The sequence below is a fragment of the Cryobacterium sp. MP_M3 genome (assembly GCF_015752155.1).
Lineage (GTDB): Bacteria > Actinomycetota > Actinomycetes > Actinomycetales > Microbacteriaceae > Cryobacterium.
The window spans coordinates 150,374-163,505 of the sequence record NZ_JADOVI010000010.1; the positions used below are offsets into that span (position 1 = coordinate 150,374).

Here is a 13,132-nt window from a genome sequence, read left to right on the forward strand (position 1 = left end):
ACCAGGCCGGCGCGGCGGGCAACGCGATCGAGGTCGTCGAGCTGAGCAAGCGATTCGGGCGCACGCGCGCCCTGCGGGAGGTCAGTTTCACCGTTCCGCGCGGCGGCGTCTTCGGGGTCATCGGGCCCAACGGCGCCGGGAAGACCACGATCATGCGGGCGCTGCTCGACATCATCCGCCCCACCTCGGGCCGGGCCACGGTGCTGGGGGAGGACTCCCGCAACGCCGGGCCGGAACTCCGCCGGCGGATCGGCTTCCTGCCAGGTGAACTTAGCCTCGAGGGTCGGATCACGGGCCGGCGCCTGCTGCAGCACTACGCCGACATCTCCGGACCGGTGCCGCGGGGCCACATCGACGAGCTCGCGGAGCGCTTCCACCTCGACCTCGACAGCCACGTGCGCACGCTCTCCCGCGGCAACAAGCAGAAGCTCGGCCTCGTGCAGGCCTTCATGCACAATCCGGAACTTCTCGTGCTCGACGAGCCCACGAGCGGGCTCGACCCGCTGATGCAACAGGAGTTCCTCAGCCTGGTCAAAGAGGTGCGTGCAGGCGGCCAGACCGTATTCCTCTCCTCGCATGTGATCAGCGAGGTCCAGCAGGCCGCGGACGTGGTGGCGATCCTCCGGGACGGCCAGGTCGTCACTGTCGCCGGTGTCGAACAACTCCGCCAGACCGCGGTGCGCCACTTAAGGATGACGGCCACCGGAATTCCGCCGGCCGAGCTCGCGGAGCGCCTCGAGCGTCTCGACGGCGTGGGCGGCCTGGTCTGTCGCTCCCTCGCGTCCGGTGCCACCGAAGCCGTCGCCACCCTGGAGGGTGCCATCCGGCCGTTCATCCAGGCCGTCTCCACTCTCGCGGTGACCGACCTCGTGCTGGAGGAACCGGACCTCGAGGAATCGGTGCTGGGTCTCTACTCCGCGCCGGCGGCATCCGCTTCGCCGGTGGGTCCCGAGCGAGGGGGGCGCCCATGACAACGGCGACGGAGCGTCGCCACGCGGATAGCCGGGGCGACGGGGCCTCCACCGGCCGGGAGTACGTGCGCCGCGCGCCGGTCCCCATTTTCGGCAAGGCCTTCACGGATGGCTGGCGCGCCCTGATCGGCTGGGCCGTCGGCTTCGGAGTGGCCGCCTTCCTCTACCTTCCGCTGTTCCCGAGCATGGGGGCCAGCGCGGACATGCAGAAGCTGGTCGACACCATGCCCGCGGCCCTGGTCAAAAGCCTCAACTACGACCAGATCGGCACCGGGTCCGGGTACACCCAGGCCACCATTTTCGGCCTGATCGGCTTCGTCCTGATCAGCATCGCATCGATCGGCTGGGGCGCGGCGGCCCTGGGCGGCGACGAGGAGTCGGGGCAGCTCGAGCTCACGCTCGCGCACGGCGTCACCCGGGTGGAGGTGGCCGTTCAGCGGTTCGCGGCCATGGCGCTGAAGATCGTCCTGATCGCCGTGCTCGCCTTCGTGCTCGTGCTCATTCTCGACGGCCCGGCGGAGTTGAAACTGAATGTGGCATACCTCGTCCAGACCTGCATCCTCTTCGGCGGCCTCGCCCTGCTCTGCGGCAGCGCCGCGATGCTCTGCGGCGCGCTGTCCGGCCGCCGGGTGTGGGGGATCGGCGGCGGGGCGTTCGTGGCCGTCGGCGGTTACGTCTTCAACGCGATCGGCAATCAGAGCGCCGACCTGGAATGGCTGCACGCGTTCTCGCCCTACCACTGGGCCTACGGCAACTACCCGCTGACGAACGGCGCGGACTGGACGTCGGTGCTCGCGTTCTACGGCGGGTCGGTGCTCGCCGGCGCGGCCACCGCGCTTGCGCTGCGCCGCCGTGACATCGGGGTCTAGGCGCATTGCCGCGCCGGGCGTCGCGGAATAGCCTGTGCGCATGTGCGGACGCTTCGCGATGGACAAGGACACCGACGACCTGATCCGGGAGTTCGTCGCATCCGGCGGCGATTTCCGGGACTGGCGGCCGTCGTACAACATCGCCCCGACCGATCTCGTCCCCGTCGTGCGCGAGTGGGAGCACGACCACACCGTCACCCGCGAGGTGGACGGGGCCACCTGGGGCCTGGCCCCGGCCTGGGCGGCCGGCGCGAAGGCCGCGCCGGCCGGCTCGAAGACCAATGCCCGGCGCCCGGCCCCGATCAACGCCCGCCTCGAGACCGTGGCCACGAACGGCATGTTCCGTGCCGCGTTCACCTCCCGGCGGTGCATCGTGCCGATGACCGGCTATTACGAATGGGAAGACCTGCCCGACGGCAAACAACCGCACTTCATCCATAGCGACGGCGTCCTGGCAGCGGCCGGACTCTACGCCGGGCGGCAGGAGCACGACGGAACCTGGTCGCACAGCATGGCGGTGATCACCAGGGAGGCCAGGGACGCCTCCGGCGACATCCACGACCGGATGCCCGCCTTCCTCACCAGGGATGCCTGGGATGAGTGGCTACGGCCGGGCAAGGTCGCCGACCCCGGTGCCCTGCTCGACCTGCTCGACCGGTCGTCACTGACGGTGGCCGGCAACATCAGGAGCCACCCGGTGTCGCGCCGCGTCAACAACGCGCGGGTGCCCGACGAGGAGAAGCGGGACCCGGAGCTCATTGCGCCGGTGGGACTGTGAGCGGATGACGGGAATCGAACCCGCGCTATCAGCTTGGGAAGCTGAAGTTCTACCATTGAACTACATCCGCGCGCCGGGTGAAGGGGTAAGCCCGCACCGAACCGTGCCAGCATATCAACTCCACGCCGTTAGGCTTGAACCGTGCTGCTCTCGGATCGCGATATCAAGGCTGAAATCAACGCTGAACGAATCCGGCTGGAGCCGTATCGGCCCGACATGATCCAACCGTCGAGCATCGATGTGCGCCTGGACGGCTTCTTCCGCCTGTTCGACAATCACAAGTATCCGTACATCGACCCGGCAGAAGACCAGCCGGACCTCACCCGGCTGATCGAGACGCCCCGGGACGAGCCGTTCATCCTGCACCCGGGCGAATTCGTTCTCGGCGCCACCTACGAGAAGGTGAGCCTGCCCGACGACATCGCCGCCCGGCTCGAGGGCAAGAGTTCCCTGGGCCGCCTCGGCCTGCTCACTCACTCCACGGCCGGGTTCATCGACCCCGGCTTCACCGGCCACGTCACGCTCGAGCTGAGCAACGTCGCCACCCTGCCGATCAAGCTGTGGCCCGGCATGAAGATCGGCCAGCTGTGCTTCTTCCGGCTGAGCTCGCCGGCCGAGAAGCCCTACGGCTCGAGCGAGTACAGCTCCCGCTATCAGGGCCAACGCGGACCGACGGCGTCCCGGTCGTTCCTGAACTTCCACCGCACCGACGTCACGGTCTCGGCAAGCCCGACCTCCACGGAGTAGTTCGACCAGGGGGAGTAGCCCGACCGCGGGGGAGCCGCTCGTTCATACGGATGCAACACGCGCCCGGTAAAATCGGCTCATGACCACATCCGTGCCCCGTTTCACCGAGGCGCTCATCGCGCCGGGACCGACGCCCGAGTACCCCGGGCGGATGCGCCGGTTCGGCCAGCTCGTCGGCAGTTGGGCGGCCAAGGGTTCACGGCTCGACGAGGCCAGCGGGGAGTGGCGCGAACGCGACTTCACCTGGATCGTCGAATTCGTCCTGGACGGGCGCGCCGTGCAGGACCTCGAGGTGGTCGCCAGTGACACGCACCCGAGCGGTTTCGAGACCGTGGCGATGGCCGTGCGCGTCTACGACCCGCACGCCGGCGCCTGGCGGGTCAGCTATTTCGCGCCCAAGATCGGGGAGTACTGCCACCTCGTGGCCACCCCGCACCGCAACGGCCTGCGCCAGGACGGCACGGGCACCGACGGCCGGCCGATCCGCTGGAACTTCGTCTCGATCACGGACGACTCCTACTCCTGGGAGGGCTGGGTGTCCGATGACGAGGGCGCGACCTGGCTGCTGGTCGAGCACAACGAGGCCACCCGCATCCGCTGACGCCGGAGGCCGCCGCCTCAGCGGGGTGCGCCGTCGCCGGTGACGGATGCCGGCCGTACCAGGGCGGGTGCGATCCCGAGCAGCCCGAACACCAGGATGAGTTCGACGCTGCCGAGGGCGAAGTAGATCGTCTGCAGCACCGAGTACTCCTCGATCACGGAGAGTTCGACGAAGATCCAGATCAGCATGCCGAAGCCTGCGACGGCTGAGGCCAGGAGCGCCCAGCCGCGTCGCCGCCAGAGACCGACCGCGGCGAGGAGCTGGGTTCCCCCGACAACGACGCCGAGGATGAGCCCGGGCAGGACGAAGGACGAGAACGGCGAGCCCTCGAGATAGCGGAGGGGCACGCCGGCGCCGTTCGCCGCGACACCGAGCACGGCGCCCCCGAACGACGACACGGTACAGAAGACCAGCGTGCCCAGCAGGGCACGCTTCAGGACAACGGGAGAGATCGGCACGACGACTCGCCTTCCAGCAGGGCCGGGCGGCCCGCCGCTGCAGAGCCTAGACCTCGTCAGGGATCAGGGGGCCAGGGCGAAAGGGAAGGCGAGGTCGGCGGGGTAGTCGCCGAGGGCCGTCAGCTGCGCTGCGGAGCGCTGCAGGGCCGCGAGGGTGAGGCCCAGTGAGCCGGGGCCGAAGCTGACCCGGGAGACGCCGAGCTCGGCGAGGCGGGCCAGCGGCACGGCTCCCGGATGCCCGATCACCGAGATGCGGCCGTTGACCTCGTCGAGGGCGCGCTTCACCTTGTTCTCGTCGTTCAGCCCGAGGAAGAAGATCACATCGGCGCCCGCGTCGAGGTAGGCGTTCGCTCGGGCGACGGCCTCGTCCCACTCGCCGCCGCCGGCGAGGGTGTCCACGCGCGCGTTGATCACGAGCGGGATCCCGGTCGCTTCGGCGGCGGTGCGGGCGGCGGAGACGCGGGCGGCCGCGGTCGGGATGTCGAACTGGGGAGCCTTCGGTGCGCCGACCGAGTCCTCGAGGTTGATGCCGACGGCGCCGGACTCCTCGATCAGGCGGCGCACGTTTCGGGCCACCCCCGCGGCATCCGGGGCGTAGCCCTTCTCGAAATCGACCGAGACCGGCAGGTCGACCGCGTCGACGATCAGGCGTGCCGCGGCGATGGCCTCGTTCACGCTGAGTCCCTCGCCGTCCTGCAGCCCGCGCACATTCGACACCGAATGCGAGGCGGTCGCGAGGGCCCGCACGCCGGACGCCTGCGCCACGACCGTGGCGGTGATGGCGTCCCACACGTTCGTGACAATCAGCGGAGTCCCGGGGAGGTGGAGCGCGTTGAGGAGTTCGGCCTTCTGGATCTGCAAGGTAGTCATCACTCCAGCCTGACAAGGAAGACCGGCCCCGACGAGAGTTCAGCGAATGTCCAGAGAACAAACAGGTTGTGTTCAGCCGATTTGGTCCTGTTTCGGTTTCACCGGAATCAGTACGAGCAGGCCGACGAACAGGACCAGCACGATGCCCAGGATGCCCCAGTAGGTCTCGCCGAAGATCGTGACCATCAGCGCGAACATGGTCGGGGCGAGGAAGCTCACCGCACGCCCCGTGGTGGCGTAGAGGCCGAACACCTCGCCTTCGCGCCCCGGCGGGATCAGCCGGGCCAGGAAGGTGCGGCTGGCCGACTGGGCCGGCCCGACGAAGAGGGTCAGGGCGAGGCCGGCGGTCCAGAAGACGATCTGCCCGCCGTCGTGCAGGAAGAAGACCAGCCCGCCGCAGACGATCAAGCCGACCAGGGCCGTCACGATCACCGGTTTCGCACCGAGGCGGTCGTCGAGAACGCCGACGCTGATGGTGGCGATGCCCGCGACCACATTCGCCGCGATCGCGAAGATGATCACCTCGCCGGGCGAGAACCCGAAAACGGATGCCGCGAGCACCCCGCCGAAGGTGAACACCCCGGCCAGGCCGTCCCGGAACACCGCGCTCGCGATCAGGAAGTACACCGTGTGCCGGCTGGTGCGCCAGAGCCGGGCGATGTCCTGGCCGAGCACGACGTAGGAGCGGAGGAAGCCCACCCGTTCCCGCCGCACGGTGGCGGGCGAGTGGTATTCGGGCACGGCGAGCAGCACCGGGAGGGCGAACAGGCCGAACCAGGCCGCCGAAATCAGCATGGCCACCCGAACCGAAAGGCCGTTCTCCCCGGTCACACCGAACAGGCCCACCTCCGGCTTGATGAAGCCGAAGTAGACGATCAGCAGCAGCACGATCCCGCCGATGTAGCCCATGCCCCAGCCGAAGCCGCTGACCTTGCCGATCGTGCGCGGGGTGGAGACCTGGGCAAGCATGGCGTTGTAGTTGACGCTGGCGAATTCGAAGAAGACGTTGCCGGCGGCCACCAGGAACAGGCCGAGCAGCAGGAAGCCGGGTGAGGCCTGCACGAAGAACATCCCGGCCGTGATGACGACGACGATGAACGTGTTCACCCCGAGCCACAGCTTTCGCCGGCCGGAGGTGTCGGAGCGCTGCCCGGTGATCGGCGCGAGAACCGCGACCAGGAAACCGGCGATGGCCAGGGCCCAGCCCAACTGCGCCGAGATCACGTCCTTGTCGCCGAAGGACGAACCCGTGATGTACACGGTGAAGACGAAGGTCGTGACCACCGCGTTGAACGCCGCCGAGCCCCAGTCCCAGAAGCTCCAGGCCACCACGCGGCGGCGACTCGTCTCGTGTGGCAACACCTGGGCATCCGTGCCGCCCTGCGCAATCCCGGTCATGCGCCCAGAGTAGTGGGCGGCGGCCCCGGATCGGGGGAATCCTCGAAGAGTTCCCCGGCCGGCCGCTTCCGGGTCACTCCGGCGGCAGCGACGACAGGCCGGGCACCCACTTCGTGAGCCCGGGAGTGAGCGTGTAGTAGAGGAACCCGTCGCGGTAGCTGAAGCCCCCGTCCCCGTACAACGGGTCGGGCGTCGGGCCGTTGAAGTAGCCCGGAACCGGAGTCTCCTGCTCGACGAAACCGTCGCTCTGGAGTTCGGCCTTGGTCTTCGCCCACTCAGCCTCCGACATCGCGATCTGAGCGAAATAGGCCAGCCCGTCGCCCTCGGCGGTGCGCCACGAGCAGGTGATGCCCGGCCCGGCGATGACCAGCGCCTCGATCCGCCGGTCGGGGTTGGGGCCCCAGGTGGTGAAGGCATCCGGCCGGAGCCCCTGCGCCTCGAATTCGGCGTACCCGCCGGGCAGCAGCGCGTTCTCGCAGGTGACGGGAGGAGCCGCCGGGGTCGGAGTGGGTGATCGAGTGCCGGCGGTCGCCGGGGGAGTCGTCGACGCCGCGCCCTCGGCATCCGTCACCGCGGCGGTGCACCCGGCCAGCATCAGGGTCGCTGCCGATGCCACGGCCAGAGCGGCAACGACCGTCCGCCCGCCGGCCCAGGCCGTGCGTGAGCTCCTCATGGCCGAACCCTAATGGGATCAGGCGAAATCGGCGACCCCTACCCCGGAGTCCACTGGCGGTCGTCGAATGCGTCGGCCCAATGCGCCGGCGCAAAGTTGAGTCACTCCCACTCAACTTTCAGGTGCCCGGCTTGACTCGGATTTGTGGTGATGCCACACTTGAGTCATTACCGCTCAAGTCTGATGAATCATACCGATCACTCACGTTGAGAAACACTTTTGAAGGAGAACGCACACATGGCCCGTGCAGTAGGCATCGACCTCGGAACCACCAACTCTGTGGTGGCCGTCCTCGAGGGTGGAGAACCCACCGTCATCGCAAACGCCGAAGGCTTCCGGACCACCCCCTCGGTGGTCGCCTTCACCAAGGACGGCGAGGTGCTGGTCGGTGAGACCGCCAAGCGCCAGGCCGTCACCAACGTCGACCGCACGATCGCTTCGGTCAAGCGCCACATGGGCACCGACTGGAACGTCGCCATCGACGACAAGAAGTACACCCCGCAGGAGATCTCGGCCCGCATCCTGGCCAAGCTCAAGCGCGACGCCGAGGCGTACCTGGGCGACAAGGTGACGGATGCCGTCATCACCGTTCCCGCGTACTTCAACGACGCCGAGCGCCAGGCCACCAAGGAGGCCGGTGAGATCTCCGGCCTCAACGTGCTCCGCATCATCAACGAGCCGACCGCCGCCGCACTCGCCTACGGCCTCGACAAGGGCAAGGAAGACGAGCTCATCCTGGTCTTCGACCTCGGTGGCGGAACCTTCGACGTCTCCCTCCTCGAGGTGGGCAAGGACGACGACTTCTCCACGATCCAGGTTCGCTCCACCGCGGGCGACAACCGCCTCGGCGGCGACGACTGGGACCAGCGCATCGTCGACCACCTGATCAAGAAGTTCAAGGAAACCACCGGCGTCGACGTCTCCAAGGACAAGATCGCCAAGCAGCGCCTCAAGGAAGCCGCCGAGCAGGCCAAGAAGGAACTGTCCTCGAGCATGTCGGCCAGCATCCAGCTGCCCTACCTGTCGCTCACCGAGAACGGCCCGGCGAACCTCGACGAGACGCTCACCCGCGCCCAGTTCGAGAAGATGACTGAAGACCTGCTCGACCGCACCAAGAAGCCGTTCCAGGACGTCATCCGTGAGGCCGGCATCAAGGTGGGCGACATCGCCCACGTCGTGCTCGTCGGAGGTTCCACCCGCATGCCCGCCGTCTACGAGCTCGTCAAGGCCGAGACCGGTGGCAAGGACCCGAACAAGGGCGTCAACCCGGACGAGGTCGTCGCCGTCGGCGCCGCTCTGCAGGCCGGCGTGCTGAAGGGCGAGCGCAAGGACGTCCTGCTCATTGACGTCACCCCGCTGAGCCTCGGCATCGAAACCAAGGGCGGCATCATGACGCGCCTGATCGAGCGCAACACGGCCATCCCGACCAAGCGCAGTGAGACGTTCACGACGGCAGACGACAACCAGCCGTCCGTGGCGATCCAGGTCTTCCAGGGCGAGCGTGAGTTCACCCGCGACAACAAGAACCTGGGCACGTTCGAGCTGACCGGCATCGCGCCGGCACCGCGCGGCATCCCGCAGGTCGAGGTAACCTTCGACCTCGACGCCAACGGCATCGTGCACGTGTCCGCCAAGGACAAGGGCACCGGCAAGGAGCAGTCGATGACCATCACCGGCGGCTCGTCGCTGGCGAAGGAAGACATCGAGCGCATGGTCCGCGAGGGCGAGGAGCACGCCGCGGAGGACAAGCGCCGCCGCGAGGCCGCTGAAACCCGCAACACCGCGGAGCAGCTCGCCTACTCGATCGAGAAGCTGATCAAGGAGAACGACGAGAAGCTCCCCGAGGAGGTCAAGACGGAGGTCCAGGCCGACGTCGACGCCCTCAAGTCCGCACTGGCCGGAGACGACGACGCGGCCGTGAAGACCGCGTTCGACAAGCTCAACGAGAGCCAGGGCAAGATCGGCGAGGCCATCTACAAGACCAGCCAGGCGGATGCCGCAACGCCTCCCGCCGACGCCGGGGAGCCGAAGGCCGAGTCGGGCAACGCCGATGAAGACGTCGTCGACGCCGAGGTTGTCGACGACGAGGACGAAGCGAAGAAGTAATGGCAGACGACAAGCGTCCTGAGGACGAGCCGTTCGAGCAGGGGGTGCCCGCTGAGGGTGCCCCCGGGGCGGACGACACCGCGGAGACCGGCGCTCCAGCCGACGGGATCGACGAGGACGAACTCACCGTCCAGGACATCCTCGACGCCGCAGACCGGGAAGCCGCCGAGCCGTCCGACGAACACCTCGCCGACCTCAAGCGGGTCACCGCAGAGTACGCGAACTACCGCAAGCGCACCGAGGCGAACCGCGAGGTCGAGCGCGAGCGCGTCACCGTGGATGTCGTCAAGGGCCTGATCCCGGTGCTCGACGACCTGGACCGGGCGGAGAAGCACGGCGACCTCGTCGCCGACACGGCGTTCAGCACGATTGCCGCCAAGCTGCGGGCGAGCGTGGAGCGCCTCGGCGTCAAGCCGTTCGGTGCGGTGGGGGAGCCCTTCGATCCGAACGTGCACGAGGCGATCTTCCAGATGCCCACCGCGGGCATTGAGGTGGACACCGTCGGTGATGTCGTGGAGACCGGCTACTTCCTCGGTTCGACGCTCCTGCGGGTGGCCAAGGTCGTAGTTCAGGTACCGAGCGATGGCTAGCCAGGACTGGTTTGACAAGGACTTTTACAAGGTCCTGGGGGTATCGAAGGATGTCACTCCGGCCGAGTTGAAGAAGGCTTACCGGAAGCTGGCGCGGAAGTACCACCCTGACTCCAACCCGGGCAACCCGGCGGCCGAGGCGAAGTTCAAGGAAATCAGCGAGGCGCACTCGGTGATCGGCGACCCTGCCCAGCGCAAGGAGTATGACGCCGTTCGCGCCATGGGCGGTGGAGCTCGCTTCACCGCCCCCCGGGGCGGCGGCGGGCAGGCCGGCGGCTTCGACGACGTGTTCGGCGGCATGTTCGGAGGAGGGGCCCGGCAACAGGGTTACTCCTACGAGCAGGGCGGCTACGACGACCTCCTCGGCGGATTGTTCGGCCGGGGCGGCGGTGGCGGCGGGTTCGGCAGCACGAGCGGCGGTTTCCGTGGCTACGGAGGCCCGACCCGTGGGCGTGATGTCATCGCGTCGACCACGGTCGACTTCATCACGGCCACGCATGGTGACCAGATCACGCTGCAGACGCAGGATGGCCGCGCGATCAAGGTGAAGATCCCGGCCGGTGTCGCCGATGGGCAGAAGATCAAGCTTCGCGGCCAGGGGCAGCACAGCCCCGACGGCGGCGAGGCCGGCGACATCGTGCTCACGGTCTCGGTGCGCAAGCATCCGGTCTTCGAGCGCGAGGGCCTCAACCTCCGGGTGGCCGTTCCGGTCACCTTCGTCGAGGCCACCCTGGGGGCGACGATCGAGGTGCCCACGCTGGGCGGCCCCCCGGTCAAGCTGCGGATCGCGCCGGGCACGCCGAGTGGGCGCGTGCTGCGCGTCAAGGGGAGAGGCGTCGTGACGCTCAAGGGCACCGGCGACCTGCTCGCCGAGGTGCAGGTTGCCGTGCCGTCGCACCTGTCCAAGGACGCGGAGGAGAAACTCGAAGCCTTCGCGGCAGCCCTGCCGAAGGAGAACCCCCGCGACGACCTCCTGGCGAAGGCGAGAGACTAGCGGTGGACGAGAACACCCGGGTCTTCGTGATCTCGATGGCGGCGGAGCTTGCGGGCATGCACCCGCAAACCCTCCGCCAGTACGACCGCCTGGGGCTGGTGAGCCCCGACCGCACCCCCGGTCGGTCCCGCCGGTATTCCATGCGGGACGTGGCGAAACTGCGTGAGATCGCGGATCTGGGTGCCGAGGGTGTGAGCCTGGAGGGTATCCGGCGCATCCTCGAACTCGAAGACCATGTTCGCGGGCTCGAGGCCCGCCTGCGCGAGCTCGAGGCGGCACTCGCCGACGAGTTGCTCAACCGACCGGGCCGCCGCGTCTTCGCGGCCGGCTCGGCCGGTGAGGTCATCTCGATGCGCGCCGGCACCCGCACCAGGCGCGCGAACCAGATCGTGATCTGGCGCCCGCTCGGCCACCGGGAGTAGGGTCGCATGACGCACCTGACCGGGGCAGCCGAGCCGTCCCCCTTCGCTTTCGAACGGCTGCGGCGCTACCCGGATGTCGAAGCCGACAACCTCTTCGCCGTGGATGCGAGCGACCGGCTGATCCTCGATGAGGCGGCCGACGCCCTCGCGGCCGCGGCCCCCGGCGAGGTCGTCGTGATCGAGGACCGATACGGCGCCCTGACCCTGGGCGCGGCGCACCTCGGTGGAGCCCGCGGCATCCGGGTGCACCAGGACATGCTCTCCGGGGAACTCGCCCTCGCCCGCAACGCCGCCGACGCCGGTCTGGCCGGGACGTACCGGTCGGTGGGCCTCGCCGAGGAGCTGCTGGTCGGCGCCAGGGTCGTGTTGCTGCAGCTGCCGCGGAGCCTGTCGGCCCTCGACGAGATCGCCGCCGCCATCGCTCGGTGGGCCGCCGCCGACGTCAGTGTCTTCGCGGGTGGCCGGATCAAGCACATGGCGCCGGCGATGAACGGGGTGCTCGCCCGCCACTTCACCCGGCTGGATGTGACTCCGGCCCGGCAGAAGTCGCGGGTGCTGGTCGCGACCGGCCCGATCCGTCCGCCCTCGACCGGGACCGCCCCGGACTGGCCGCACAGCCAGCGCCACGAAGACCTGGCCATCACCGTCTGCGCGCACGGCGCGGCGTTCGCGGGAACCACCGTCGACATCGGCACCCGGTACCTGCTTGAGTTCCTCGGCCGGATGAAACCGGGAGCCCGCACGGCAATCGACCTCGGCTGCGGCACCGGCGTGCTCGCGGCGGGCCTGGCCCTGCGCCGCCCCGACCTCACCGTCATCGCCTCCGACCAGTCCGCGGCCGCCGTCGCGTCGGCCGGCGCCACCATGGTCGCCAATTCCATCGCCGACCGGGTCACCGTGATCAGGGACGACGCCCTCGCGAGCCGACCGGATGCCTCCGCTGAGCTGATCCTGTTGAACCCGCCATTCCACATCGGGTCCTCGGTCCACGCCGGCATCGCCCTCAAGCTCTTCGACGACGCCGCCAGAGTGCTCGCACCCGGCGGTGAGCTCTGGACGGTCTGGAACACGCACCTGGGCTATCGTCCCGCGCTCACCCGCATCGTCGGACCCACCCACCAGGTCGGCCGGAACTCCAAGTTCACCGTCACGGTGTCCACCCGTTCCTGACCCCCCCCCGGACCGTGGCGGAGAACCGCCGGTCGAGCCCGTGCTGACCCGCATCCGAGGGCGACACGCCCGGGATGTAGGCGAGAGTTGCGGCCCCCGGGGATTCACCGTAATGTCATTCAAGTCACCCCACAGGTTCGGAAAGCGGAAGTGCTTACCGGCCTCAAGCGGGACCAATCCCAAGTCAAAATCTGCCAGTCAGATTCTGCTTGATGATGTTGTGTTGAGTCCCTTCACCGGGACCGAACACGACAACAAGAAACAACAGGAAGAGCCCCGAAGCGACAGCCCATTTGGGCCTGAAGTCGGGTGCGTCCGATCCTTGAGAACTCAACAGCGTGCACAATGTCAAATGCCAAAAACCTCGGTCGTAGGGCTCCTTTCTAGGGAGTACCGCGGAAGAGATTCCTTTGGAAAACATTTAAACAACAAAGCAAGTCAGTAATGATTTGTTCTGTCAGTTTCAAACTTGTGTCTGGTCCGCC

14 protein-coding genes and 1 tRNA gene are annotated in these 13,132 nt (G+C 68.2%); 10 read left to right on the forward strand and 5 right to left on the reverse strand.

Going from position 1 to position 13,132, the window contains the following annotated elements; translation table 11 throughout:
• Positions 1–26: 26 nt before the first annotated feature.
• The 3 genes from IWX89_RS12830 to IWX89_RS12840 are packed head-to-tail and all read left to right on the forward strand — an operon-like array spanning position 27 to position 2,618.
• A complete protein-coding gene (locus tag IWX89_RS12830) occupies positions 27–971 on the forward strand; it encodes an ABC transporter ATP-binding protein (protein WP_196903959.1) in 945 nt (314 codons plus the stop codon).
• The gene (locus tag IWX89_RS12835) at positions 968–1,840 is read left to right on the forward strand and encodes an ABC transporter permease subunit (protein ID WP_196903930.1); all 873 of its coding nucleotides are present in this window, start codon (positions 968–970) and stop codon (positions 1,838–1,840) included. The genes IWX89_RS12830 and IWX89_RS12835 overlap by 4 nt, the downstream gene beginning before the upstream one ends.
• 40 nt (positions 1,841–1,880) lie before the next feature.
• A complete protein-coding gene (locus tag IWX89_RS12840; RefSeq protein ID WP_196903931.1) occupies positions 1,881–2,618 on the forward strand; it encodes an SOS response-associated peptidase in 738 nt (245 codons plus the stop codon).
• Here IWX89_RS12840 and IWX89_RS12845 read toward each other — a convergent pair.
• A tRNA-Gly gene (locus IWX89_RS12845) sits at positions 2,618–2,688 on the reverse strand. The two genes, IWX89_RS12840 and IWX89_RS12845, sit on opposite strands and share 1 nt — an antisense overlap.
• Before the next feature lie 71 nt (positions 2,689–2,759).
• On the opposite strand from IWX89_RS12845, the gene dcd reads away from it, so the two are divergent.
• Both dcd and IWX89_RS12855 read left to right on the forward strand, forming a co-directional pair.
• Entirely contained in the window at positions 2,760–3,365 is a 606-nt protein-coding gene (gene dcd / locus IWX89_RS12850) for a dCTP deaminase (RefSeq protein WP_196903932.1), read from the forward strand.
• A 79-nt stretch (positions 3,366–3,444) separates the two neighbouring features.
• A complete protein-coding gene (locus IWX89_RS12855) occupies positions 3,445–3,966 on the forward strand; it encodes a hypothetical protein (protein ID WP_196903933.1) in 522 nt (173 codons plus the stop codon).
• A 17-nt stretch (positions 3,967–3,983) separates the two neighbouring features.
• Here the strand turns inward: IWX89_RS12855 and IWX89_RS12860 are convergent, their stop codons facing one another.
• From IWX89_RS12860 to IWX89_RS12875, 4 genes are all read right to left on the reverse strand, one after another.
• Complete coding sequence (locus IWX89_RS12860) at positions 3,984–4,424, reverse strand: hypothetical protein (protein WP_196903934.1); 441 nt, start codon at positions 4,422–4,424, stop codon at positions 3,984–3,986.
• 63 nt (positions 4,425–4,487) lie between these two features.
• Positions 4,488–5,294 carry an isocitrate lyase/phosphoenolpyruvate mutase family protein gene (locus IWX89_RS12865; RefSeq protein ID WP_196903935.1) on the reverse strand — a complete coding sequence of 269 codons (807 nt, stop codon included), beginning with the start codon at positions 5,292–5,294 and terminating at the stop codon, positions 4,488–4,490.
• 72 nt (positions 5,295–5,366) lie between these two features.
• Positions 5,367–6,692, reverse strand: coding sequence for an MFS transporter (locus IWX89_RS12870; protein ID WP_196903936.1), 1,326 nt, complete (start codon positions 6,690–6,692; stop codon positions 5,367–5,369).
• Between the two features lie 73 nt (positions 6,693–6,765).
• Positions 6,766–7,365 (reverse strand): hypothetical protein, encoded by a 600-nt coding sequence (locus tag IWX89_RS12875; RefSeq protein ID WP_196903937.1) that lies wholly within the window; start codon positions 7,363–7,365, stop codon positions 6,766–6,768.
• A gap of 237 nt (positions 7,366–7,602) precedes the next feature.
• Here IWX89_RS12875 and dnaK point away from each other — a divergent pair, with 237 nt between their 5' ends.
• The 5 genes from dnaK to IWX89_RS12900 are packed head-to-tail and all read left to right on the forward strand — an operon-like array spanning position 7,603 to position 12,647.
• Positions 7,603–9,471 (forward strand): molecular chaperone DnaK, encoded by a 1,869-nt coding sequence (gene dnaK / locus IWX89_RS12880; protein ID WP_196903938.1) that lies wholly within the window; start codon positions 7,603–7,605, stop codon positions 9,469–9,471.
• A complete protein-coding gene (locus IWX89_RS12885) occupies positions 9,471–10,061 on the forward strand; it encodes a nucleotide exchange factor GrpE (protein ID WP_196903939.1) in 591 nt (196 codons plus the stop codon). The genes dnaK and IWX89_RS12885 overlap by 1 nt, the downstream gene beginning before the upstream one ends.
• Complete coding sequence (locus IWX89_RS12890) at positions 10,054–11,055, forward strand: DnaJ C-terminal domain-containing protein (RefSeq protein WP_196903940.1); 1,002 nt, start codon at positions 10,054–10,056, stop codon at positions 11,053–11,055. Before IWX89_RS12885 ends, IWX89_RS12890 begins: the two co-directional genes overlap by 8 nt.
• 2 nt (positions 11,056–11,057) lie before the next feature.
• On the forward strand, positions 11,058–11,477 hold the full coding sequence (locus IWX89_RS12895; RefSeq protein ID WP_307836552.1) for a heat shock protein transcriptional repressor HspR: 420 nt from the start codon (positions 11,058–11,060) through the stop codon (positions 11,475–11,477).
• Positions 11,478–11,483: 6 nt separating this feature from the next.
• Positions 11,484–12,647: a class I SAM-dependent methyltransferase gene (locus tag IWX89_RS12900; protein ID WP_196903941.1), complete on the forward strand. Its 1,164-nt coding sequence runs from the start codon at positions 11,484–11,486 to the stop codon at positions 12,645–12,647.
• The last annotated feature ends 485 nt before the right edge of the window (positions 12,648–13,132 follow it).

Bases quoted from the DNA above. Each gene is read 5' to 3' on its own strand.
- IWX89_RS12835 (WP_196903930.1), top strand. From the start codon at position 968: ATGACAACGGCGACGGAGCGTCGCCACGCGGATAGCCGGGGCGACGGG.
- IWX89_RS12840 (WP_196903931.1), top strand. From the start codon at position 1,881: ATGTGCGGACGCTTCGCGATGGACAAGGACACCGACGACCTGATCCGG.
- IWX89_RS12855 (WP_196903933.1), top strand. From the start codon at position 3,445: ATGACCACATCCGTGCCCCGTTTCACCGAGGCGCTCATCGCGCCGGGA.
- IWX89_RS12865 (WP_196903935.1), bottom strand. From the start codon at position 5,294: ATGACTACCTTGCAGATCCAGAAGGCCGAACTCCTCAACGCGCTCCAC.
- IWX89_RS12870 (WP_196903936.1), bottom strand. From the start codon at position 6,692: ATGACCGGGATTGCGCAGGGCGGCACGGATGCCCAGGTGTTGCCACAC.
- IWX89_RS12875 (WP_196903937.1), bottom strand. From the start codon at position 7,365: ATGAGGAGCTCACGCACGGCCTGGGCCGGCGGGCGGACGGTCGTTGCC.
- dnaK (WP_196903938.1), top strand. From the start codon at position 7,603: ATGGCCCGTGCAGTAGGCATCGACCTCGGAACCACCAACTCTGTGGTG.
- IWX89_RS12885 (WP_196903939.1), top strand. From the start codon at position 9,471: ATGGCAGACGACAAGCGTCCTGAGGACGAGCCGTTCGAGCAGGGGGTG.
- IWX89_RS12890 (WP_196903940.1), top strand. From the start codon at position 10,054: ATGGCTAGCCAGGACTGGTTTGACAAGGACTTTTACAAGGTCCTGGGG.
- IWX89_RS12900 (WP_196903941.1), top strand. From the start codon at position 11,484: ATGACGCACCTGACCGGGGCAGCCGAGCCGTCCCCCTTCGCTTTCGAA.